The organism is Nocardiopsis sp. TRM 82005 (assembly GCF_056312425.1).
Genome location: NZ_JBWDTQ010000005.1, coordinates 82,120 through 104,685 on the forward strand (window position 1 = coordinate 82,120; position 22,566 = coordinate 104,685).

Sequence of the window (22,566 nt, forward strand, 5' to 3'; positions counted from 1 at the left end):
GCCCACATGCGTTGCACCTGAGGCCGCCCCCGTCCCATGAGATTGAAGGTCCGTGTGTCCTGCCTGATCGTCCAGTCCGACAAGACGCTCCTGCTCGAAGTCGACCACGAGCTCGCCGGCGAGTGCCGCCAGGCCATCGCGCCCTTCGCGGAGCTGGAGCGCGCACCCGAACACATGCACACCTACCGGATCACGCCGCTCGCGCTGTGGAACTCCCGTGCCGCCGGGCACGACGCCGAGCAGGTCGTGGACGCGCTGGTCCGCTTCTCCAAGTTCCCGGTGCCGCACTCGCTGCTGGTGGACATCGCCGAGACGATGGACCGCTACGGACGGCTCCGGATCGTCGGCGACCCGGTGCACGGGCTGGTCCTGGAGTCCTCGGACCGGGCCGTGCTGGAGGAGGTCGTACGTGCCAGGAAGCTCAAGGGGATGCTGGGCGATCGGCTGGACGAGGACTCGGTCGCCGTGCACCCGAGCGAGCGCGGCAACCTCAAGCAGGCGCTGCTGAAGATCGGCTGGCCCGCCGAGGACCTGGCCGGGTACGTGGACGGCGAGGCGCACCGGATCGAGCTGAGCCAGGACGACTGGGAACTGCGCGGCTACCAGAGGGAGGCCGCGGAGGGCTTCCACGCGGGCGGATCCGGTGTGGTGGTGCTGCCGTGCGGCGCGGGCAAGACCGTGGTCGGCGCGGCGGCGATGGCCCTGACCGGCGCGACCACGCTCATCCTGGTGACCAACACCTTGTCGGTGCACCAGTGGAAGACGGAGCTGCTGCGGCGCACCTCGCTGACGGAGGACGAGATCGGCGAGTACTCGGGCACCCGCAAGGAGATCCGCCCGGTCACGATCGCGACGTACCAGGTGATGGCGGCCAAGCGTAAGGGCGCGTACACGCACCTGGAGCTGTTCGACGCCCGTGACTGGGGGCTCGTGATCTACGACGAGGTGCACCTGCTGCCCGCGCCGATCTTCCGGATGACCGCCGGCCTCCAGGCGCGGCGCCGCCTGGGCCTGACCGCGACCCTGGTGCGCGAGGACGGCCGCGAGGGCGACGTGTTCTCGCTGATCGGCCCCAAGCGCTACGACGCCCCGTGGAAGGACATGGAGAACCAGGGGTGGATCGCGCCCGCGGACTGCGTGGAGGTCCGGGTGGACCTGTCACACTCCGAACGGCTGGCGTACGCGACCGCCGAGCCGGAGGACCGCTACCGGTTCTGCGCCTCCTCCGAGACCAAGACCTCCGTGATCCGGGAGATCGTGGAGCGCCACCCCGAGGAGCAGGTGCTGGTGATCGGCTCCTACATCGACCAGCTGGATGATCTGGGAGAATCGCTGGGCGCACCCGTGATCAAGGGCGAGACCCGCAACAAGGAGCGCGAGCGGCTCTTCGACGCCTTCCGCTCCGGTGAACTGCGGACACTGGTGGTGTCCAGGGTCGCGAACTTCTCCATCGACCTTCCCGAGGCCGGTGTCGCGGTGCAGGTGTCGGGCTCCTTCGGGTCCCGACAGGAGGAGGCTCAGCGGCTGGGCCGGGTGCTGCGCCCCAAGACCGACGGCCGCGCCGCCCGCTTCTACGCCGTGGTGGCCCGGGACACCCTCGACCAGGACTACGCCGCGCACCGGCAGCGGTTCCTGGCCGAGCAGGGCTACGCCTACCGGATCACCGACGCCGCGGACCTGCTGTCGGGCGAGGAGATCTGAGCGGTTCCGGCGCGGCCGGAGGGCGGTCGCCCGCCACCGCCCGGTGGCGGCCGCCCCGAGCGGGGAGGACGGGGGCGCGGCCGGCGCCCCGCCCCTTCCGTCAGACGGAGGGCAGACCGCCCATGACGTAGGTGCCCGCCGCGATCGCCCAGGCCACCAGGGAGTAGCTGAGGGTGAGGGTGCGCAGGAACCGGTCGCCCCGGACGGACGGCGCGGTGAAGGCGGCCACGAGGAGCGCCAGGCCGAGCAGCGCGGGGATGGCGGAGGCCAGCGCGAAGAGCTGGGTCTGGGCGGCGCACGCGGTGTAGCCGGAAGTTCCGGGATCACCACAGAACACGTCGTCCCCCGATCGTTCGGTGCGGGCGGTACTCCCTGACCGTACCGTTTCGGCGGAGGCGGATCGCCAGCGGCACCGGCCGGACCCCGGCTTGGCCGCCCCGGTCCCGACCGGTCCGCCCCGGCCACGGCAGCCGTACCCCATTCCGGTAGAACCGAGTTCGGTTTTCTGGTGGCGGACAACGCGGCCGCCCTTTACACGAGGACCTTCCGTGTCCAATCATGAGGGCACACCAGCTTCTCAGGAGGTCCTCCCATGCCCGGCTCCCCCGCCCCCGAGTCCCCCGCCCCCGACGCCTCGGACTCCCCCGCCGACAGCTCCCCCGCGCCGGCCCCCGACGGTCGGCGCGCCGGTTTCCACTCCCTCCGGGACGGTGGCCTGAACTGGGAGTCCCTGCCCCTCAGGCTCTTCGCCAAGGGCAACGCCAAGTTCTGGGACCCGGCGGACATCGACCTGGACCAGGACGTGGAGGACTGGAAGGGGCTGGGCGAGGGGGCCCGCGAGCGCGTCCTGCGGCTGTGCGCGTTCTTCGTGGCGGGCGAGGAGGCGGTCACCGAGGACATCCAGCCCTTCATCCGGGCGATGGCCGCAGAGGGCCGGCTGGGTGACGAGATGTACCTGGCCCAGTTCGCGTTCGAGGAGGCCAAGCACGTCCAGGCGTTCCGTCTGTGGCTGGACGCGGTCGGGGTCCGCGAGGACCTGCACGGATACGTCGACGCCAACCCGGGCTACCGCGCGCTGTTCCACGAGGAGCTGCCCCGGTCGCTGGAGAGCCTGCTGGAGGACCCGAGCCCCCAGAACCAGGTGCGCGCCTCGGTGACCTACAACCACGTCATCGAGGGGTCGCTGGCGCTGACCGGGTACTACGCGTGGAACCACGTGTGCACGGTGCGGAACATCTTTCCGGGCATGCGGCGGATCGTGCGGCGGATCGGTGACGACGAGCGTCGCCACATGGCGTGGGGAACCTTCACGTGCCGACGCCACGTCGCGGCCGACGACGCCAACTGGGACACGGTGCGCGAACGCCTGGACGAGCTGCTGCCGCACGTGATGTCCACGGTCGAGCGCGGCGAGGAGCCGTCGGACGACCCCGACACGCAGCGCTACGAGCTGCCTCCCGGCGAACTGGTCAGGTACGCGGGCGACCGGGCGCTGCGGCGCCTGGGCGCGATCGAGTCCGCGCGCGGAGTGCCCGTGTCCCGGATCGACCTGGACGCCGCCCCCGAGGACCTGGAGGAGAGGTTCGGCGAGGAGGACCGGGAGGCCATGCGCGAGGCGGTCGCCCGGGACTGACGGTCGAGGCGCGCGGCGGCGGCCGCCCCAGGCCCGCCGGGAGGGGCGGGGAGCCGTACGGGGTCCGGCGAAGGGGCCGGTCGGGGCGGTGACCGGCCGGCCGCGGCCACCGGTCCTCGGGCAGCGCCCCGAAGCCCTCACCCCGTGCCGTACGGCACGGGTTCGCCCCCGTGCCACAGTTCACGGCGCCCCTGCTCGGCCTCCAGGGCGATCCGGCCGAACGGCTCGGTCCTCCAGTCGCCGTCCTCCTGGTGGTTGGCGTAGAGCACCTCGCCGTCCCGGGAGAGTACGTAGAGCGAGTCCACCATCCGGTGGGTCTCCAGGAACTCCACCGTGTTGGGCACTCCCAGGTAGAAACGGTCGTGGTGGAGCTCGGATATCCATCTGCCGAAACCCTGGTGAGCACGGGCCCGCGCGTGACGGTCGGCGATGGCGAACCGGCTGTTGGAGGCGTGGGTGGCCACGAGGGCGACCTCCACCCGGTACCCGGCGTCACTGAACCCCTCCACCCAGGACGCCGCCCAGTCGGCGCGGCCGAGGGGGTGGCTGCACACCACGTCCACGCGGCCCGCGCGCAGGTGCTCCATGGCGAGTCCGTGCAGTCCGCCGACCTGCCGGGCCAGGGAGGAGGACGCGACGCGGTCGTCGGCGGCCATCGCCCACTCGTAGTCGGGCGCCAGGCGCAGCAGGTCGTCGCCGTCGTAACTGACGGTGCCCTCGGGCAGGACGGGCGGAAGGAGGCGCTGCACCGTGGATTTGCCCGAGCCGGGCTGGCCGCCGAGAAGCAGGAGCCGGGGCCGCTCACGGGCCGCGCCGGTGAGCCGCTCGCGGAGCGCGACGTCGAACAGGGCGGCCAGTTCCGCCTCCGACAGGACCCTGCGCGGGTCCCCCGGTGTGGCGCCGTCACGGACGCGCACAGGGGTCGACCGCAGGTCGGTGACCACGCCGGGCAGCTCGCGGTTGACCCGGTCGGTCTCGTCGGAGGTGAGGAAGGGCAGCCGGGCCTCCTCGGCGAGGAGCTCGGCGGCGCGTTCCCTGAGCCCGGGACGTGCGTCGGCCCGGCTCAGGCAGGCCCCGACGGCGGCGCTGTACAGGTTGTAGGCCTGCTCACGGGCCTCCCGCTGGGCCCTGGTCTGCGGTGGGACGCCGCCGCAGGAACTGTCCGCCAGGAGTGGCCTGGGGGACCGCTCCGCCGTGTGTGGAACCGCCATGCTGTCCAACCCTTCCCAGACTTCGAAGCGGCCGGTCCGGCCTCGGAAGGGGCCGGGGCCGGCTGGTCACCGCCGCTGACACCGGGGATGCTAGTGCGTCGATCCGCCGAAGGTGCGGGGTTCCGCGGCGATGGCCGGAGGCGGCCAGGAAGGGATGGGGCGGAGGGGGAGGTGAGGGGTGGGGGAAGCGGGGCGGGACGGAGACCGTCCCGCCCCGCTACGCGTCCGGGACCGTCAGGCCGCGGAGCACGTCACGTCCGGCACTCCGTTGGTGCCGCCGTGGGTTCCGGTGAGCCCGAAATCGGTGCTGCCGCCGGCGTTGAGGGCGCCGTTCCACCCCAGGTCGGTCGCGGTGACCTGCGCCCCGCTCGCGGAGATGTCGGCGTTCCATCCCTGGCTGAACCGCTGGCCGTCGGTGTAGGTCCACGTCACGGTCCAACCGGTGAGGGCGGAGTCGGCGGTGACCGTCACCGTCGCCTGGAAGCCGTTCTCCCAGTCGCTGTCGACCCTGTACTCGGCCGTGCAGTCGCCGGAGGGATCGGTGGGCTCCTCGCCGGGGTCGGTCGGATCCCCGCCCGGGTCGGTGGGCTCGTCCGGGGGCTCGGGGGCGTTCACCGCCATGTCGTAGGCGGCCTGCGGCACGAACTGTCCGGCGGGTGCGATGCAGCCGTCGGCCTCACCCGGCAGCTTGGTCCAGATGAAGGCGTCGACCAGCGGGTTGCCGGTGCTGGTGGTACTGGGACGGCCGATCATCCGCCCGGGCGGGTCGCACCACTCGCCCTCGGGGTCGGGCCCGTTGCCGTTGCGACTGGTGTCGACGACGGCCCCGAGCCCGGAGACGCCGGTCGCGCTGATGACGGCCTCGGCGAAGGCGACCTCGTCATCGGTCCAGTTGTAGTTGGAGGTGTTGGTGGCCACCCCGTGGGCGCTGTTGGCGATGTCCGCGCCGTTGAGCAGGTCGGCGGCCTCCTGGGGGTCCAGCCAGGCCGAGTGCCCGATGTCGAAGTACACCCGCGCCTCGGAGGAGCCCGCCATGAGCGCCTTGCCCGCGTGGGCCATCGAGTCCAGGAGTTCGGCCGGGTCGCTGCAACCGCTCACCAGCGGCAGGGCGTCGGGCTCCAGGACGATGGTGGCGGGGCGGCCCTCCAGCCCGGACGCCAGCTCGTCCGCCCAGGAGCGGTAGGCGTCGTGGCTGGGCGCCCCGCCGTCGCTGTGGTTTCCGCAGTCGCGCCCGGGGATGTTGTAGACCACGAGGATGGGGATCTGGCCCTGGGCGTCGGCGGCGCTGACCACCGCGTCCACGTCGTCGCGGATCTCGCCGGGGTTGTACTGGGTGAACCAGGTGGCCTGTGCGACCGAGGCGATGCGGTCACGGATGACGTCGGCCCGGGGGTCGCCGGGGTTCTCCTGGACCCAGGCGGCCGCCGATGTGTCGGGGTTGACGTAGAACTCGGACGCTTTGGCCGAGACGGGCGACATGCTGAGCAGCGCCGCTCCCGTGGCCAGTGCCGAGATGGAGCCTATTGCGGCTCCGATGGCTGTGCGTGTGCGGGACATGAGCCTTTCCTTCGTTGAGTCGGTCCCCGTCGTGATCCCCGTATCCCCCGCGGGTTTGGCGGCCCCCAATGTGTGGGAGCGCTCCCAAGCGCCGTCAGACTACCCTGTGGGGTCCTTCAGTCCCAGGGGGGTAACGGGCTGCTTTTTCCGGAGGTGCCCCCCGCTCTGGCATAGGGTGATCCCATGTCGCTCACCCCGTCCTCCCCTCCCGCCGTCATCGACGCCCTGGCCTGGGTCCATGTACGCGAGGGGCGCCTGCTGTGCGTCCGCACCGAGGGGGTCGACCTGTTCTACCTTCCAGGGGGCAAGCGTGAACCCGGGGAGAGCGACGAGGCCGCTGTGACCCGGGAGGCCCGGGAGGAGGTCAGCGTGCGCCTGCGGCCGGGCACGTTTCGGCGGATCGTGGTGATCGAGGAGGCGGCCCACGCACAGGCCCCGGGCACACGGGTGCGGCTGTCGTGCCACACCGCCGAGCACGACGGTGAGATCTCGGTGGACAACGAGATCGCCGACCTGGCGTGGGTCGGTTTCGCCGGCCGGGAGCGCTGCGCCCCGGCCGTGCGCCGCCTCATCGAGCTGCTGCACGCCGAGGGCACCATCCGCTGACGGCCCCGGAACGCCCCGTGCGCTGACTCGGCCCGGGGGCGGTGCCGGGACGTGGAGGGCATGGACGCGGTACTCGTCGACGGCCCCACGGGCCGGACCGTGCGCCTGCGCGACCTGCCCCGCGCGAGGGTGCGCCGCCGCGTCCTGGTGGCGACCAACGACGCGCACCTGTTCTCCGGGACGCTGCGCGACGAACTGTCCCCGGACCTCGGCGTCTCCGACGAGCGCCTCGCCGAGGTCGTGCGCACCGCGCACGCCGACGACGTGGTGCGCCAGTCCGCCGCCGGCCTGGACGCGCTGCTCACCGAGCGCGGACGCGAGTACTCCGGCGGCCAGCAACAGCGCCTGCGGCTGGCCCGCGCCCTGGCCCTGGACCCGGAGATCCTGCTGCTCGTGGAACCCGCCTCCGCCGTGGACGCCCACTCCGAGGCCGCCATCGCCGCGCGGCTGCCCTCCGAACGCGCGGAGCGCACGACCGGGCTGGTCACCACCAGCCCCCTGCTGCTCGACCACGCTGACCGCGTGCAGTTCGTCGACGGGGGCCGCCTCGCCGCCGAGGGCACGCACCGGGAGCTCCTGGCCGCCTTTCCCCGCTACGCCGCCACCGTCCTGCGCACAGCACCCGTGGAGGGGACGCCGTGACCCAGACCTCTGACCGCCCCGAGACCCCCGGCCTGTCCGAGGCGCCGCGGGAACACCACGCGGCGGGGCTGCCGGTCGCCTCGGGCCCCGAGGTGTGGAGGCGGCTGCGCCGCGCCGGACGGGAGCACGGACACCTGCTCGCCGCCGTGGTGGGGCTGTACGGGCTGGCGGCACTCAGCGCGCTGGCCGCGCCGTGGATCCTCGGCACCGTCATCGACACCGTGCGCGCGCGGGGGGCCTCCTCGCGTGTGGACCTGCTGGCGGTGCTGATCGTCGTGTCGCTGGTGCTGCACGCCGGGTTCACACTGGTGTCGGTGGCGGCCTCGGTCCGCTTCGGTGAGACCCTGCTCGCGCAGCTGCGGGAGGAGTTCGTGCGCGCGGTGCTCCGGCTGCCGCTGGGCGTGGTGGAGCGTGCCGGGACGGGTGACCTGGTCGCGCGCACCAGCCGCGACATCGGCCATCTGAGCCACACCGTGCGCGTCTCGGTGCCGGTGCTGGCGGTGAGCGTGGTGACCCTGGTGGTCATCGTCACGGCGCTGTCCGTTCTGCACCCCGCGCTGCTCCTGGCGTGGGTGCCCTCGGTGTTCCTGCTGTGGGTGTCGACGCGCTGGTACGCCAGGAGGGCGCCGGACGGGTACGTGCGTGAGCTGGGCACCTACTCGGAGCTGACGCAGAGCGTGACCGACACGGTGGAGGGCGCGCACACGATCGAGGCGCTGGGACGGCAGAGCCGACGGATCGCGCTCAACGACCAACGGGTGAGCCGTGCCTACCTGGCGGAGAGGTACACACTGTGGCTGCGGTGCCTCTGGTACCCGCCGCTGGAGTTCGGATACCTGTTCCCGGTCGCCCTGACCTGCCTGGCGGCGGGCCTTCTGCACGCGAACGGCTCCCTGACCGTGGGCGGGATCGCCACGGCGGTCTTCCTCAGCAGGCAGATGGGAGAGCCGGTGGATCAGCTGCTGGAGCAGGTGGACAGCCTGATGATGGGCTTCACCAGCATGCGCAGGCTGCTGGGCGTGGAGTTGGCCGGGGAGGACCCCTCGGAGGCGGACACGCCCTCTTCCGGGAGGTCAGGCGAGGTCCGCCTGGACGACGTGCGGTTCGGCTACACCGACGAGGAGGTGCTGCACGGTGTGGGCCTCCTGCTCGAGCCCGGGGAGCGCCTGGCCGTGGTGGGGCCGAGCGGCGCGGGCAAGTCGACCCTGGGCAAGCTGATAGCGGGCGTGCACCCGCCAACGTCGGGAGGCGTCCGTGTCAGCGGGGTGTCCATGACCGGTCTGTCCCCCGGGGGAACGGCGCGGACGGGCGGCCATGCTCAGCCAGGAGAGCCACATGTTCCATGGCACGATCGCGGAGAACCTGGCGCTGGCGCTGGACCTGCCCGAGGACGCGGGGGAAGTGGGCCGGGAACCCCTGTGGGAGGCGCTGGCCGCGGTGGACGCGGACGTCTGGGTGCGTTCGCTGCCGGACGGGCTGGACACCAGGGTGGGATCGGGCAACGTCCCGCTGGACCCGGCCCACGTACAGCAGCTCGCCCTGGCCCGCGTGGTGCTGGCCGATCCCGACGTGCTGGTCCTGGACGAGGCCACCTCCCTGATGGACCCGCGCTCGGCCCGCCATCTGGAGCGATCCCTGGCCGGGGTGCTGTCGGGCCGCACGGTGGTGGCCATCGCACACCGGCTGCACACCGCGCACGACGCGGACCGGATCGCGGTGGTGGAGGACGGCCGGATCAGCGAACTGGGCGACCACGACGCACTGCTCGCCCACGGAGGCTCCTACGCCGGCCTGTGGCGCGCCTGGCACGGCCAGGACTGACACGCGCGAGGGCCGGGCGCGTCACCGCGAACGGCCGGCGGGCCACTGGCCAGGGCCCGGAAACAGCTGAACCGGGCGGCTCCGAGGAGCCGCCCGGTCGTCGCGGGCGAGGTCGCGTATCCGGACCTCGAACACCTGCGGGCCCGAGGGCCCGAGGCCGCACGGACCTGCTAGAAGTCCATGCCGCCCATGCCACCGGTCGGGTCGCCGGCGGGAGCGGCGGCCTTCTCCGGCTTCTCGGCGATGACGGCCTCGGTGGTCAGGAACAGACCAGCGATGGAAGCCGCGTTCTGCAGAGCGGAGCGGGTGACCTTGGTCGGGTCGATGACGCCGTCCTTGAACAGGTCGGTGTACTCGCCGGTGGCGGCGTTCAGGCCGAACCCGGGCTCCAGGTTCTTGACCCTCTCCGCCACGACGCCGCCCTCAAGGCCGGCGTTGACCGCGATCTGCTTGAGCGGCTCGGCGATGGCGCGACGGACGATGTCGGCGCCGATGGCCTCGTCGCCCTCCGTCTCCAGCTTCTCGAACGCCGGGACACTGGCCTGGAGCAGCGCGACACCGCCACCGGGCAGGATGCCCTCCTCGACCGCGGCCTTGGCGTTGCGGACGGCGTCCTCGATGCGGTGCTTGCGCTCCTTGAGCTCCACCTCGGTCGCGGCACCGGCCTTGATGACGGCCACGCCGCCGGCCAGGCGCGCCAGGCGCTCCTGGAGCTTCTCGCGGTCGTAGTCGGAGTCGGTGCGCTCGATCTCGTTGCGGATCTCGTTCACGCGGCCGGCGATCGAGGTGGCGTCACCGGAACCGTCCACGATGGTGGTCTCGTCCTTGGTGACGACGACCTTGCGGGCGCGGCCGAGCATGTCCAGCTCGGTGCTCTCCAGCTTGAGGCCGACCTCCTCGGTGATGACCTGGCCGCCGGTCAGCACGGCGATGTCGCCGAGCTGGGCCTTGCGGCGGTCACCGAAGCCCGGAGCCTTGACGGCGACGGACTTGAAGGTGCCGCGGATCTTGTTGACGACCAGCGTCTGGAGGGCGCCGCCCTCCAGGTCCTCGGCGATGACCATCAGCGGACGGCCGGCCTGGAGGACCTTCTCGACGACCGGCAGGAACTCGTTGTTGTTCGAGATCTTGGAGTTGACGATGAGGATGTAGGGGTCCTCGAGGACCGTCTCCATGCGCTCGAGGTCGGTGGCGAAGTAGGGCGAGATGTAGCCCTTGTCGAAGCGCATACCCTCGGCGAGCTCGAGCTCCAGCCCGAAGGTCTGGCCCTCCTCGACGGTGATGACGCCTTCCTTGCCGACCTTGTCCATGGCCTCGGCGATGGTCTCGCCGATCTGGGCGTCGCCGGCGGAGATCGAGGCGGTGGAGGCGATCTGCTCCTTCGTCTCGATGTCCTGGGAGATGTTGCCGAGCTCCTCGTTGATGCGAGCCACGGCGGTCTCGATGCCGCGCTTGAGACCGACCGGGTTGGCCCCGGCGGCGACGTTGCGCAGACCCTCGCGGACGAGCGCCTGGGCGAGCACGGTGGCGGTGGTGGTGCCGTCACCCGCGACGTCGTCGGTCTTCTTGGCGACCTCCTTGACCAGCTCGGCCCCGATCTTCTCCCAGGGGTCCTCGAGCTCGATCTCCTTGGCGATGGAGACACCGTCGTTGGTGATGGTGGGGGCGCCCCACTTCTTCTCCAGAACGACGTTGCGGCCCTTGGGGCCGAGCGTGACCTTGACGGCGTCGGCGAGCTGGTTCATGCCGCGCTCAAGGCCGCGACGGGCCTCCTCGTCGAACGCGATCAGTTTGGATGCCATTGAGTTCTTGTCCTCCCGTAACCGGGCTGATACGCGATGGGACGAGGCATGCGCCCGCGACGGACGACCGTGGAACTCCCGACAACCCTGCTGACGGGTACCGCGGTCTCGCAGCCTCGCTCCGATTAGCACTCAGTGAAGGCGAGTGCTAACCAGAACCAGTTTTAGCACTCGCCCACTGAGAGTGCAAACGATGTGGTCACGATTTCTCTCGGCCACAACCCAGTACTTACCTGCGATGACACCACATAGAACGCAGGTTTTCCGCGCTCAGCGGACAGCTCCGTGAAGGATCCGGCGCGGGACCGCCGGGCTCCCGACGGCGGTCCGCGCCGCGCCGCGCCCCGCCGAGTCAGGAGCTGAGACGGCGCATCGCCCGCGAGCCCACCGCCAGCGCCGCGGCGGCCAGCACGACCGCCACGCCCCAGCCGATCCCGACCGACGCGCCCCAGTCACCGGCGAACAGCGCCCGTTCGGCGTCCACCACGTACGCCACCGGGTTGGCACGCGAGAGCGCGTACAGCCACGACGGCGCCAGCTCCATCGGCAGCAGCACGCCGGACAGCAGCATCAGCGGCATGATCACCGTTTGCAGCACCGGCGCGAACACGTGCGCGTGTTTGACCGCCATGGCCGTCAGGTACGACAGCGTGGCCAGGCCGGCCCCCAGGACCGCGAGCAGAAGCAGCCCCACGACCGCGCCCGCCACGGAGACGCGGAGCCCGAACGGGACCACGAGCACGATGATGAGCACCATCTGCGCCAGCAGGGTCGCCACGTCCCGCAGCACACGGCCGAGCAGCAGCGACACCCGGCTCACCGGGGTGGCCAGCAGTCGCTCGTGCGCTCCGGAGGCCATCTCCGGCAGCAGTCCGAAACCGGAGAACCCGGCCGTGAACAGGGCCAGCATGACCAGTAGGCCGGGGACGAACCACTGCCACGGATTCTCTCCCTCGGCGCCGGTCAGCCCCGTCAGCAGGGGCGCGAACAGCACCAGGTACAGCACCGGCTGCAGCATCCCGAAGCACAGCATCAGCGGCCGGTGCAGGAGCGGACGCATCTGTCGGGCGAAGACGGTCGCGGTGTCGCGCAGCGGGCCCGACCCCCGTCCGGCCCGGCCCTCCCCCTCCACGGACCCTTCCGCCTCCTCTGTCCTCTCGCGCACGCTCACGCCTTCTCCTCCCGCAGGCTGCGGCCGGTCAGGGTCAGGAACACGTCGTCCAGGGTGGGCCGCTGCACCCGGACCGTGAGCAGGGGGACCCCGGACGCGTCCAGCTCGCGCAACAACTCGGGCAGCACCGCGTCGCCGCGCTCCACGCGCAGGCGTACCTCGGGGTCGCGCCCCGTCTCCGTGACGACCTCCGCGTCCCCGGCGGACGACATCCGCCCGGCGATCCCGGCACCGGTACGCGCGTGCTCCTCGTCCGGCACGGTGAAGGTGACCAGGTCCCCGGAGACCCTGCCCTTGAGTTCGCTGGCGGTGCCGTCGGCGATGACCCCGCCGTGGTCGATGACCACGACCCGCTCGGCCATGTCGTCGGCCTCGTCCAGGTAGTGGGTGGTGAGCACGACCGTGGTCCCGAGCCGCTCGCGCAGACCGGTGATGTGCTCCCACAGGTTGGCGCGACTGTGCGGGTCGAGCCCGGTGGAGGGCTCGTCCAGGAACAGGAGCCCGGGTTCGTGGATGAGCCCCATCGCGATGTCGAGCCGTCGGCGCTGGCCGCCGGAGAGCTTGGTGACCTCGCGCCCCGCGGCGGCGCCCAACTCCAGCAGGTCGATCAGCTCGGCCGAGCGGCGGCGCGCGGTACGCCGGTCGAGTCCGTACAGCAGTCCCTGCGTGTACAGCTCCTCCCCTGCCCGCTGGTCGTCCCCGGCACCGTGTCCCTGACCGACGAATCCGATCCCCCGGCGCACCTTCGCGGGCTCGGACCGGACGTCGTGCCCGGCGACCACGGCCGTGCCCGAGGTGGGCTCCAGCAGCGTCGTGAGCATGCGCAGCGTGGTGGTCTTCCCCGCACCGTTGGGCCCGAGCAGGGCGACGAGCTCGCCCTCGGCGATGTCGATGTCAACGCCGCGGACGGCCTCGACGACCTCTTTGCCGACCCGGAAGTTCCGAGTCAGTCCACGCGTGTGGATCATCCAGCCCTCTCCCTGTCCAAAATTGGTCACCCTGCGTATGCGAGTATGCACGACGGAAACCGGTTATTCAAATTTGAATAAGAGCTCGTACCACCGCCCGGACCGCACCCGCCGCACCCGCCGCGCCCAGCGGGCCCGGACGGTTCCGTCGGCCCTCAGCCGGCGGCGGCTCCGGGGCGGGGCGGCAGGCCGAAGGCGTCGGGGCTCTCGTCGGCCATGGTGTACTTCCCGGCTCTCAGGGAGACGATGAGCTCACGCGTCCACTGGACGTCGGCCCCGACCGTTCCCCTCCACAGGCCGAACAGCTCCCGCACGTGCTCGGGCTCGCCCCATTCCTCGGGGAGGGCGAGTTCGCCGCCGACCTCCTCCAGCAGCTCCAGCCGCTGGCGCAGCAGGTCGACGACCTCGGCGCGCGGCAACGAGGTCATCAGGATGATCGCGGCGAACAGCATCGCCGGATCGTCCCTGCGTGTCAGGCCTCGGCGCAGGAGGCGGTGGATCTCGGCCACACCGTCCTCGGTGATCTCGTAGGAGGTGCGGTCGACCACGTCGTCACCCTCGGCGACGAACTCCCGCAGCTTGCCCTCCCGGGAGAGCTTGCGCAGCGCGTGGTAGAGGGAGCCCCACTTGACGTTGGCCCACTCCCCGGCCCCCCACGACAGGAGTTCACGCCCAACCCGGTACCCATGGGCCTGCCCGTGCATGCGCACCGCACCCAGCACCAACAGCCGCGTCGCCGACATCTCCACCCTCGCTCGACCGCAAATATCCCCAGCCTATGAGGAGCGGTGTCCTGGGGCGTGTTCGGCGGACACGTGCCCTGCCGCGCGGGCGCCCCCGGCGCGGCTCTCGCCGCGCTCACGGGCGGGGGCGGCCCCCGGCGCCCCCTCCGGGGGCCGGAGCCGTCCCCGCCCGAGGCCCGTCGGCGGGGTCAGCAGCCCCCGGCGACCGCAGGGATGATGGAGACCTGGGCGCCGTCGGCGACCTCGGTCTGCAAGCCCTTGTCGAAGCGCACGTCCTCGTCGCCGACGTAGACGTTGACGAAGCGGCGCACCTTGCCGTTGTCGTCGAGGATGCGTGCCTGGATGCCGGGGTGGTTGGCCTCGAGGTCGTCGAGGACCTCGGCGAGGGTGCCGCCCTTGGCGGTCACCTCGGCGGCGTCGTCGGTGTAGGTGCGCAGGATGGTGGGCACGCGGACGCTGGCGCTCATGGCGGACTTCCTTCTGGTGGTAGACGGTGGGCTGTTCGGGTGCCGGCGGGGTTCTGGAGGATTCGTAGGTGTGGCTGCGAGGAACGAGCCGTCACACCGGAGGATCCGAAGGTTCCCGCCTTTCGGGCGCCCGGACACGGGGTGAAGCGAAGCGGAGCCCCGAAGAGATACTGCGGAGCCCCGGAGGGGACACGCCCTAGGCGAGGCCTGCGTCGGTGAAGGCGCTCAGGGACGGCTTGATCGTGGCGGTCACACCGGCGTCGACGGCGTTCAGGGTCTTGAGCCCGTCGCCGGTGTTGAGCACGACGGTCTCGGCCTTGGGGTCGAGCCTGCCCTCGCGGACCAGCTTGCGCAGGACACCGGTGGTGACGCCGCCCGCGGTCTCGGCGAAGATGCCCTCGGTGCGGGCGAGGAGCTTGATGGAGTCGACGATCTCGGCGTCGTCCACGTGCTCCACCGAACCGCCCGTGCGCTGGGCGATGTCCAGCACGTACGGCCCGTCGGCCGGGTTGCCGATGGCCAGCGACTTGGCGATGGTGTCGGGCTTGACCGGCTGGATGACGTCGATGCCCTTGTCCCAGGCCTGTGCGACCGGGGAGCAGCCCGTGGCCTGGGCACCGAAGATCCGGTAGGGGCGGTCCTCCACCAGGCCGAGCTTGATGAGCTCCTTGAAGCCCTTGTCGATCTTGGTGAGCTGGGAGCCGGACGCGATCGGGATGACGATCTGCTCGGGCAGGCGCCAGCCGAGCTGCTCGGCGATCTCGTAGGCCAGCGTCTTGGAGCCCTCGCCGTAGTAGGGGCGCAGGTTCACGTTGACGAAGCCCCAGTCCTCACCGATCGAGTCGCCGATGAGCTCGGAGCAGAAGCGGTTGACGTCGTCGTAGTTGCCGTCGATGGCCACGACCTTGCCGCCGTAGACGGCGGCCATGACCACCTTGGCCTCCTCCAGCCCGGCGGGGATGAACACGCAGGACTCGAACCCGGCGCGCGCGGCGGCGGCGCCGACCGCACCGGCCAGGTTGCCGGTGGAGGAGCAGGACAGGGTGGTGAACCCGAAGGTGCGCGCGGCCTCGACGGCGATGGCGACCACGCGGTCCTTGAAGGAGTGCGTGGGGTTGCCGGAGTCGTCCTTGATGTGGAGGGAGTCGAGGCCCAGTTCGGCGGCGAGGCGGTCCGCCCGCACCAGCGGGGTCAGGCCGGGGGCCATGTTGGGCAGCTCCGCGACGTCGGCCGGGACGGGCAGCAGGGAGCGGTAGCGCCAGATGCTGTTGGGGCCGCTCTCGATGTCGGCGCGGGTCACGTCCCCGAAGTCGTAGGCGATCTCCAGGGGGCCGAAGCAGAACTCGCACGCGAACCGGGGGGTGAGCTCGTAGCGCTCGCCGCACTCTCGACAGGAGAGCGCGGTACCGGGGCCGAAGGCGCGGACGGCGGTGGATTCGGTGGCGGCAATCGCCATAGCGAGGCGTCTCCCCTCATCTTCCCTGGCGAACACCTTGTTCCCAGGCCGGAGTTGGCACCTGCCCCAGCCGCCTCGCGGGTTCGCGAGCATCGCGTGCTGGGATGGTTGCCGGGGCTTCGCAGGGCCGGTCCCTCCACCCCTCTGGATGAGCAATATGAAGTTTTGGCGGGTCCCGTGTGATCCGCACCGTCACTGTAACGGACTCGTCAGCCGGTTTTCCATGCCTCGTGATCCGCGTAACACGAACGGGCTCACATGGTGAGACGGCACCGGTCAGGGCGCCCCGATCGCACGTGCGGTGTTTCGCGCTTGTGACGTGCGCCCCCGTTGGCCTGGAACGGGTTTGGGGCGGTCGTCGGCAGGCGAGACATAGGGTGCGCCCTCGCGTTGGCGCGCGATCCGCCCGGCTCCAGTCGCATCATTCGAGAGGACGACCACGTGGACAAGGCACAGATCCTCATCGCCTCCAACAGGGGGCCCGTGTCCTTCTCGATCGCCGACGACGGCTCACTGGAGCACCGGCGCGGCGGAGGCGGACTGGTGTCGGGGATGATGTCGGTGGCCACCGAGATCGACAGCATCTGGGTGTGCGCCGCGTTGTCGGACGCCGACCGGCGGGCCGCGGCGGAGGCACCGGAGGCGCGACTGGACCGCTCCCACGACCTGGACGGCATGCGGGTCCACATGTTGGACATGCCGCGGCAGACCTTCGAGGGCGCCTACACCGGGGTGGCCAACTCGACCCTGTGGTTCGTGCAGCACATGCTGTACGACATCCCCAACAAGCCGTCCTTCGGCTCGCACTTTCGGCGGCTGTGGGAGGACTACACCGCCTACAACAACGCGTTCGCCGAGGCACTGGTGGCCGGTGCCGCCGACGGCGCCCGCGTGGCCGTGCAGGACTACCACCTGGCGCTGGTGCCGCGCATCCTGCGCGCCCGCCGCCCCGACCTGCGGATCGCGCACTTCTCGCACACCCCGTGGGCGCCCCCGGAGTACTTCCGGATGCTGCCCGAGCAGGTCTCACGCGACCTGTTGGAGGGCATGCTCGGCGCGGACCGGCTGGGCTTCCTCAGCCCGCGGTGGGCGGAGGCGTTCCTGCGCTGCTGCGCGGAGCTCCTGCGCGCGGACGTGGACTTCCAGCGCCGCACCGTGGAGTACGGCGGCCGGGTGGTCGAGGTGGGCGTGCACGCCCTGGGCGCGGACGGGGAGGGGCTGCGCGAGAGCGCCTCCGACCCGGCCGTGGCGGCGCGCCGAAGCACCCTGAAGGAGGTCGTCGGCGACACCAGGCTCATCGTGCGGGTGGACCGCACGGAGCTGTCCAAGAACATCGTGCGCGGCCTGGAGGCGTACCGGGAGCTGCTGACCACCCATCCGGAGTGGCGGGGCCGGGTGACGCACCTGGCGTTCGCCTATCCGAGCCGGGGCGACGTGCCGGAGTACCGCGAGTACACCGACGCGGTGCTGCGGACCGCCAAGGAGATCAACGCGGAGTTCGCGACCGCCGAGTGGACGCCGCTCGTGCTGGAGGTCAACGACGACTACCCGCGTTCACTGGCGACGTTCCAGATGGCCGACGTGCTGCTGGTGAACCCGATCCGTGACGGCATGAACCTGGTGGCCAAGGAGGGCCCGGTCCTGTCGGAGCGGGACTCGGTGCTGGTGCTCTCGCGTGAGGCGGGTGCCGCGGACGAGCTGGGTGAGCACGCGCTGCTGGTCAACCCCTACGACACCGTGGAGACGGCGGAGGCGCTGCACAAGGCGCTGTCGATGCCGGAGGAGGAGCGGCGCGTGCGTAGGCGGCACCTGGCGGAGGCCGCGGTGGCGCTGCCACCGCGGCGGTGGTTCCAGGAACAGCTGCGCTCGCTGGGCTGAGCCCGGATCCGGGTCCTCGCACTGGTGGGGGGCGCCCACCTGTCTCGGGGGACGGTACGCGCACCGGCCCCCGCGTGGGTCAACCGGTGGTGGTGCCCCCTCCGTCCGCCTCGGCCAGGAGCTGTTTCACGATGCCGGACTTGGCGTCGGCGTAGTCCTGGATGCTGTCCCAGGTGCGTTCGGCCAGTTCCCGTTTGACCGCGGTATAGCGTTCGCGCGCGTCAGCGTCGGCGGCGAGGAGGTCGCGGAAGCGGCACATCCGCTCCGCCTCCTCGCAGCCCTCGCTGAACACGTGCAGGTTGAGGTTGACGTCGGCGCCCTTGAACACCCGGTGCTCGTACCAGTCGGGCTCCCTGAGCGCCAGGGAGTACCCGGCGGCTTCGAGGTCGGGCAGGTAGGCGGGCTCGTCCGAGGAGTCCGCGACCACCAGCAGCAGGTCGACGCAGGGCTTGGCGACGAGGCCGGGCACCGAGGTGGAGCCCACGTGCTCGAAGAGCAGGACCCGCTCCCCGAGGGCGGCACGGACCTTCCCGGCCTCCCGCTCGAAGAGGTAGGGCCACTTGGCGTCGTACTCGGAGAGGTGTACGCGTCCGTCGATGAGGTTGCGGAACTCGGGGGCCCCGGTCCGCGGCGCACCTCGCGAGGGCAGGGAAGACGCTTCGAGGGATGACATTCTCCAAAGCCTTGCCTCCCTCGTGTGCCCGCGTCAAGGCCGTCCGCCGTTCCTTACATATGCACGTGCGTTCGCAACATCACCGTTCGTCGGGCGCCCATGACGTGCGGTGACCACGCACCGTGTCCGGTCACGGGCCGGCCGGGGGTCGAGGCCACCAGGACCGGGGAGCCCTCCAGGACGGGCAGCTCGCTCGGGTGCCCGAAGCGGCGGTGCTCTCGGGCCCGGCCCGGGCGGGGCCGGCTTCACCCGCCGGGTTCACCCGCCGCGTACTCTGCGGCGGCGCCCGCCCTTCTTCCGGCGGTTGGCGGGCGGAGCCTCGGCGGCGCGCTCGGCGGCGATCTCCTCGTCCGACTCCCGGCGCTCGGCCTCCACGCCGTAGGGGTCGGATGTGGAGCGGCGCACCCACATGACCACCAGGAGGATGCCCAGGATCAGAACGGCGCCGACGGCGGCGAACCACGCCCACATCGGCACGGCCCCCGCCTGATCGCCCTCGTCGGCCAGGTCCTCGATGGGCGGGAGGTCGTCGACCGTGCCCACCGCGTTGCCTTGCGCGGTGGGCAGGTGCAGGGCCGGCAGGCCCCCGGGGCCGGGTTGGGCTCCCTGGACGAGGGCTTCGCGGATCTGCTCGGGGCGCAGCTGCGGGTGGTCGGAGCGCAGCAGGGCGGCGGCCCCGGCGGCCATGGCGGCGGCGTAGGGGGCACCGGTCACCTCGGTCTGCCCCAGCCCCGCGTCCGCGGTCGTCAGGTCCGCGCCGGGGGCTGTCAGCGCGATCGACCCGGCCTCGGGCGAGTCCGGGACGAGCTCACCGTTCTCGTCCGTTCCAGCGACGGTGAGCACGCTGGGGTCTTCCTGGGCCTTCGCGGGGCCGACGACCAGAGCGCCGTCGCCGACCGCGTCCTGGGTGGCGCCGGTCAGATCGGTGCCCTCGCCGGTCTCGGGCAGCAGGATGACCTGGGCACCCTCCCGCGCGGCGAAGCGCACGGCGCTGGCCAACTGGTTCTCGGTGGGCAGTACGAGCAGGGTGGAGTCGGGCGCCACCCCGAGTACGCCGCCGTCGGCGTCCATGCCGTGTCCGTGGGCCGCGGCCAGGGCGGCCACGGCGTTGCCCGTCCCGATGTCGCCGCTGTTGTCGCCGAACTCCGTGTCCAGCCGGACGTTGTCGACCAGGTCCGGGTGCTCCTCGTTGACGGAGGCACCGGGAAGCGCGATCGTGACGCCCTGGCCCCGGGTCTCCCCCCACACCTCCTGGGCGGCGATGGACTGTAGTCCCCACTGCTCGGGCCGGAAGTCGGGGATCCCGTCGGCCGAGGCCGGAGCCGCCGAGGGGCCGAGGAGTAGGGCGGTGGCGGTGGTAACGGCCGCACAGGCCGTGGCGGTCCCTCCACGGGCGTGGCGTGTCTGTGTCCTGTTGCGGCTGTTGCCCCCGAGCACGTCAGGCTCCCTCGAACTATGCGGTCGACGTTCCACGCGGCCCCCAGGACCCCCGCGATTCTGTCATGAGCCCAGGATCCAGGCGTGGACAAGTGGCCTGAGGGGTAGGAAACGTAACTGTATCCCTGGTGCTAGTCCTGCGCTTTCGGCTCCGCATCCGGCATGTCGAGTCGCTAGCATGTGTCGGGCCGATCCGGACAAACCAATTTCCCGCCCAGGGGGTGTCCCATGCCGAATATCGGTCCGACCGAGGACGGTCAGTCGGCCCTCGCCGAACGCGAACAGCGCATCCTCGCCTTCGAACGCCAGTGGTGGAAGTTCGAGGGGTCCAAGGAACAGGCGATCCGTGACGAGTTCGGATTCTCCGCGACCCGCTACTACCAACTGTTGAACGGGCTGGTGGAGCGCCCCGAGGCGCTCGCCTTCGACCCGATGACCGTCAAGCGCCTGCGCCGCCTGCGCGCCGACCGCCGCCGCCAACGCAACGCACGCCAGCTGGGTATCCAGCTCTGAGTCCCCCTCTTTTCCACTCCTCCCGGCTATTAGTACCCAACATCCGCCGGGTGACGCCGTCATCCGCGTATTCCCCGCTCCCACCGGCGTGTCGCCCGGGCCGACCAGCCGACCGGGCCGATCCGCCGGCTCAGTCGGCGGTGGTCGGCCAAGCGGAGAACACCGCACGGCCGTCCGGTGAAACACGGGCCACGGGTGTGGGTAGAGGATCCTCCCGGGCGGGAGCACGTCGGTATTCTGGCGGTCCCGCCCGGTCCGCACCAGCGGCCCCACCGGAAAGGTCCTCCATGTCCCTGCCCCAACCCAGCACGGACGCCGGGCGCACGGCGCTCGACGCCTTCCTGGCCGCACCCGAGCGGGCGCTGGCCGCCTTCGACTTCGACGGCACACTCGCACCCATCGTCGACGACCCGCGCACGTCCGCCCCCTATCCGGGGGTCGTGGACGGGCTCGCCGGCCTGGCCGGACTGGTCGGGTCGGTGGCGGTGGTCACCGGCCGCCCGGCCGGGACGGCGGTGCGTCTGGGTGGCCTGGACCGGGTTCCGGGCATCATCGTGCTGGGCCACTACGGTGCCGAGCGCTGGGCCGACGGCCGTGTGGTCGCCACCCCCGCACCGCCCGGGGTGGAGTTGGTACGGGACGAACTGCCCGGCCTGCTCGACGGGCTGAACGCGCCGGAGGGCACCTGGATCGAGGACAAGGGCCGGTCCCTGGCGGTGCACACCCGTCGCACCTCCGACCCCGACGGCGCCCTCACCCTGCTCACCCCGGCTCTGAGCGAACTGGCCAGGAGGGCGGAGTTGCAGGTGGAGCCGGGGCGGATGGTCGTCGAACTCCGTCCACAGGGTGTGGACAAGGGCGCGGCGCTCACCTCGCTCGTCGCCGAGACCAGCCCCCGCACCCTGCTCTACGCCGGTGACGACCTGGGCGACCTGCCCGCGTTCAACGCCGTGACGGCACTGCGCGCCCAGGGCGTCGAGGGCCTGACCGTGTGCTCGTCCTCCGACGAGGTCACCGCCGTGGCCGAGGCCGCCGACCTGGTCGTCGCCGGCCCCGCCGGGCTGGCCGACCTCCTGCACCGGCTCGCGGACGCGGTCCGCGACACCTCCGGCGGATGAGACCGGCTCCCCCGGTCCTCCTGTTCAGGACGAGGACTCGTGTGCCTGGGGCGTGAGCGCGGACCGCGCCGCCGACCGCAGATCCACCAGGCCGGTCCGGTCGCGCCCGTAGTGCACGGCGTTGGTGAGCACCCCCACGTACCGTCCGCTCTCGGGGTGCATGAACAGGCTCGTCCCGGTGTAGCCGTTGTGGTAGACCACCCCCTCCGGGGTGACCAGCCAACCCAGGCCCCGCCAGAGCCGGGCGCACGCGTCCACGTACGGCTGCCAGCTCATGCGCACGTAGGAGGAGGGCACCGGCCCCCGCCCGCCGTCGTGCAACCGCAGCATCTCCCGGGCGAACGCGCCGAGGTCGATGGCGGTGGTGAACGCACCGGCGTGTCCGGCCACGCCGCCCATCAGCGCGGCCGCCTCGTCGTGCACCACCCCCCAGGCCGGGGCGGCACCGGGGAGGCGGCGCTCGGTGGGCGCGACCCAGGGTGAGCGCGCCAGCGGGCCGAAGGTCGTGGACCGCAGGCCCAGCCCCTCCCACAGGTCGTGGGCCAATCGGTCCAGTCCGGTGCCGTAGAGGCGCTCCAGGAGCAGCCCGAGCAGGATGAACCCCCGATCGATGTAGCGGTAGCCGGGCTCCTCCAGCGGATCGGCGAGGATCGCCTCGGCCAGATGCTGCTCGGTGCCCGCGTACCTCTCCAACCAGGTCACCGGGTTGAGTCTGCTGGTGTGGGTGAGGATCTGCCGGGTGGTCACCCCGGCGCCGGGCAGGTGCCCCACATCCAGGTATTCGGACATCGGGGCGTCCAGGTCCATCATCCCCTCGGCGACCGCCTGACCGACCAGCGGCCAGGTCGCCATCACCTTCGTCAGACTCGCCACGTCGTAGGCCACGTCCGGAGCGGTGTCGTTCTCCGCGTCGACATGGCCGACCGCGACGAACTCCCACATGCCGCCGGTGCCGACGACGGCCGTGCCACCGGGCAGCCATCCGGCGTCCACCATCACTTTCAGGACGCCACGAATCTGCGCCCCTGTCTCCGTGAGCCAGTCACCATCACGCACAACACGCCTCCCCCCGGATGGTCTTCGTCACCTCGGCGGATACCCGTTATCAGGCCGTTGTCACACGGGTCCTCCATGTGCACAGGGCGAAACCCTCGCAGGTCGTAGCCGTA

At 71.5% G+C, this 22,566-nt stretch carries 18 protein-coding genes, 2 pseudogenes and 1 riboswitch; of the genes and pseudogenes, 8 read left to right on the forward strand and 12 right to left on the reverse strand.

Features of this window, described 5'->3' with window-relative positions; genetic code table 11:
• Positions 1-54 precede the first annotated feature (54 nt).
• Positions 55-1,701, forward strand: a complete 1,647-nt coding sequence (locus AC0T5L_RS02855; protein ID WP_476164083.1) for a DNA repair helicase XPB — start codon at positions 55-57, stop codon at positions 1,699-1,701.
• 100 nt (positions 1,702-1,801) lie between these two features.
• Here AC0T5L_RS02855 and AC0T5L_RS02860 read toward each other — a convergent pair whose 3' ends face one another.
• Positions 1,802-2,038: a hypothetical protein gene (locus tag AC0T5L_RS02860; RefSeq protein ID WP_476163757.1), complete on the reverse strand. Its 237-nt coding sequence runs from the start codon at positions 2,036-2,038 to the stop codon at positions 1,802-1,804.
• A 255-nt stretch (positions 2,039-2,293) separates the two neighbouring features.
• Here AC0T5L_RS02860 and AC0T5L_RS02865 point away from each other — a divergent pair, with 255 nt between their 5' ends.
• Positions 2,294-3,334 carry a R2-like ligand-binding oxidase gene (locus AC0T5L_RS02865; protein ID WP_476163758.1) on the forward strand — a complete coding sequence of 347 codons (1,041 nt, stop codon included), beginning with the start codon at positions 2,294-2,296 and terminating at the stop codon, positions 3,332-3,334.
• Positions 3,335-3,471: 137 nt separating this feature from the next.
• Here AC0T5L_RS02865 and AC0T5L_RS02870 read toward each other — a convergent pair whose 3' ends face one another.
• Together AC0T5L_RS02870 and AC0T5L_RS02875 are read right to left on the reverse strand one after the other, a co-directional pair.
• Positions 3,472-4,545: a zeta toxin family protein gene (locus AC0T5L_RS02870; protein ID WP_476163759.1), complete on the reverse strand. Its 1,074-nt coding sequence runs from the start codon at positions 4,543-4,545 to the stop codon at positions 3,472-3,474.
• 234 nt (positions 4,546-4,779) lie between these two features.
• A complete protein-coding gene (locus AC0T5L_RS02875; protein ID WP_476163760.1) occupies positions 4,780-6,102 on the reverse strand; it encodes a glycoside hydrolase family 6 protein in 1,323 nt (440 codons plus the stop codon).
• A 183-nt stretch (positions 6,103-6,285) separates the two neighbouring features.
• Here AC0T5L_RS02875 and AC0T5L_RS02880 point away from each other — a divergent pair, with 183 nt between their 5' ends.
• The 3 genes and pseudogenes from AC0T5L_RS02880 to AC0T5L_RS02890 all read left to right on the forward strand — a co-directional run bounded on the left by AC0T5L_RS02880 (position 6,286) and on the right by AC0T5L_RS02890 (position 9,171).
• Positions 6,286-6,708 (forward strand): NUDIX hydrolase, encoded by a 423-nt coding sequence (locus AC0T5L_RS02880; RefSeq protein ID WP_476163761.1) that lies wholly within the window; start codon positions 6,286-6,288, stop codon positions 6,706-6,708.
• A 36-nt stretch (positions 6,709-6,744) separates the two neighbouring features.
• Positions 6,745-7,350 (forward strand): annotated as a pseudogene (locus AC0T5L_RS02885) (ATP-binding cassette domain-containing protein); the annotation flags it as partial.
• Positions 7,347-9,171, forward strand: a pseudogene (locus AC0T5L_RS02890) (ABC transporter ATP-binding protein). The pseudogenes AC0T5L_RS02885 and AC0T5L_RS02890, both read left to right, overlap by 4 nt.
• 170 nt (positions 9,172-9,341) lie before the next feature.
• Here the strand turns inward: AC0T5L_RS02890 and groL are convergent.
• The 6 genes from groL to thrC form a co-directional block, all read right to left on the reverse strand.
• A complete protein-coding gene (groL, locus tag AC0T5L_RS02895) occupies positions 9,342-10,973 on the reverse strand; it encodes a chaperonin GroEL (protein ID WP_476163762.1) in 1,632 nt (543 codons plus the stop codon).
• Between the two features lie 352 nt (positions 10,974-11,325).
• Entirely contained in the window at positions 11,326-12,105 is a 780-nt protein-coding gene (locus AC0T5L_RS02900; RefSeq protein WP_476164084.1) for an ABC transporter permease, read from the reverse strand.
• 35 nt (positions 12,106-12,140) lie between these two features.
• Positions 12,141-13,112 carry an ATP-binding cassette domain-containing protein gene (locus AC0T5L_RS02905; RefSeq protein ID WP_476163763.1) on the reverse strand — a complete coding sequence of 324 codons (972 nt, stop codon included), beginning with the start codon at positions 13,110-13,112 and terminating at the stop codon, positions 12,141-12,143.
• Between the two features lie 155 nt (positions 13,113-13,267).
• Positions 13,268-13,855 carry a PadR family transcriptional regulator gene (locus tag AC0T5L_RS02910; RefSeq protein WP_476163764.1) on the reverse strand — a complete coding sequence of 196 codons (588 nt, stop codon included), beginning with the start codon at positions 13,853-13,855 and terminating at the stop codon, positions 13,268-13,270.
• A gap of 188 nt (positions 13,856-14,043) precedes the next feature.
• Complete coding sequence (locus AC0T5L_RS02915) at positions 14,044-14,322, reverse strand: ubiquitin-like small modifier protein 1 (RefSeq protein WP_476163765.1); 279 nt, start codon at positions 14,320-14,322, stop codon at positions 14,044-14,046.
• 196 nt (positions 14,323-14,518) lie between these two features.
• Positions 14,519-15,778 (reverse strand): threonine synthase, encoded by a 1,260-nt coding sequence (gene thrC / locus AC0T5L_RS02920; protein WP_476163766.1) that lies wholly within the window; start codon positions 15,776-15,778, stop codon positions 14,519-14,521.
• Positions 15,779-15,791: 13 nt separating this feature from the next.
• Positions 15,792-15,933, reverse strand: a riboswitch (SAM riboswitch).
• 286 nt (positions 15,934-16,219) lie between these two features.
• On the opposite strand from thrC, the gene AC0T5L_RS02925 reads away from it, so the two are divergent.
• Entirely contained in the window at positions 16,220-17,656 is a 1,437-nt protein-coding gene (locus AC0T5L_RS02925; RefSeq protein ID WP_476163767.1) for an alpha,alpha-trehalose-phosphate synthase (UDP-forming), read from the forward strand.
• A 79-nt stretch (positions 17,657-17,735) separates the two neighbouring features.
• Here the strand turns inward: AC0T5L_RS02925 and AC0T5L_RS02930 are convergent, their stop codons facing one another.
• Both AC0T5L_RS02930 and AC0T5L_RS02935 read right to left on the reverse strand, forming a co-directional pair.
• Complete coding sequence (locus AC0T5L_RS02930; protein ID WP_476163768.1) at positions 17,736-18,329, reverse strand: GrpB family protein; 594 nt, start codon at positions 18,327-18,329, stop codon at positions 17,736-17,738.
• Between the two features lie 258 nt (positions 18,330-18,587).
• A complete protein-coding gene (locus AC0T5L_RS02935) occupies positions 18,588-19,766 on the reverse strand; it encodes a S8 family serine peptidase (RefSeq protein ID WP_476163769.1) in 1,179 nt (392 codons plus the stop codon).
• A gap of 228 nt (positions 19,767-19,994) precedes the next feature.
• On the opposite strand from AC0T5L_RS02935, the gene AC0T5L_RS02940 reads away from it, so the two are divergent.
• Together AC0T5L_RS02940 and otsB are read left to right on the forward strand one after the other, a co-directional pair.
• The gene (locus AC0T5L_RS02940) at positions 19,995-20,279 is read left to right on the forward strand and encodes a DUF3263 domain-containing protein (protein ID WP_013155209.1); all 285 of its coding nucleotides are present in this window, start codon (positions 19,995-19,997) and stop codon (positions 20,277-20,279) included.
• A gap of 287 nt (positions 20,280-20,566) precedes the next feature.
• Positions 20,567-21,397 (forward strand): trehalose-phosphatase, encoded by an 831-nt coding sequence (otsB, locus tag AC0T5L_RS02945; protein ID WP_476163770.1) that lies wholly within the window; start codon positions 20,567-20,569, stop codon positions 21,395-21,397.
• 24 nt (positions 21,398-21,421) lie between these two features.
• On the opposite strand, the gene AC0T5L_RS02950 is transcribed toward otsB, so the two are convergent.
• Positions 21,422-22,453: a serine hydrolase domain-containing protein gene (locus tag AC0T5L_RS02950; protein ID WP_476163771.1), complete on the reverse strand. Its 1,032-nt coding sequence runs from the start codon at positions 22,451-22,453 to the stop codon at positions 21,422-21,424.
• Positions 22,454-22,566: the final 113 nt, after the last annotated feature.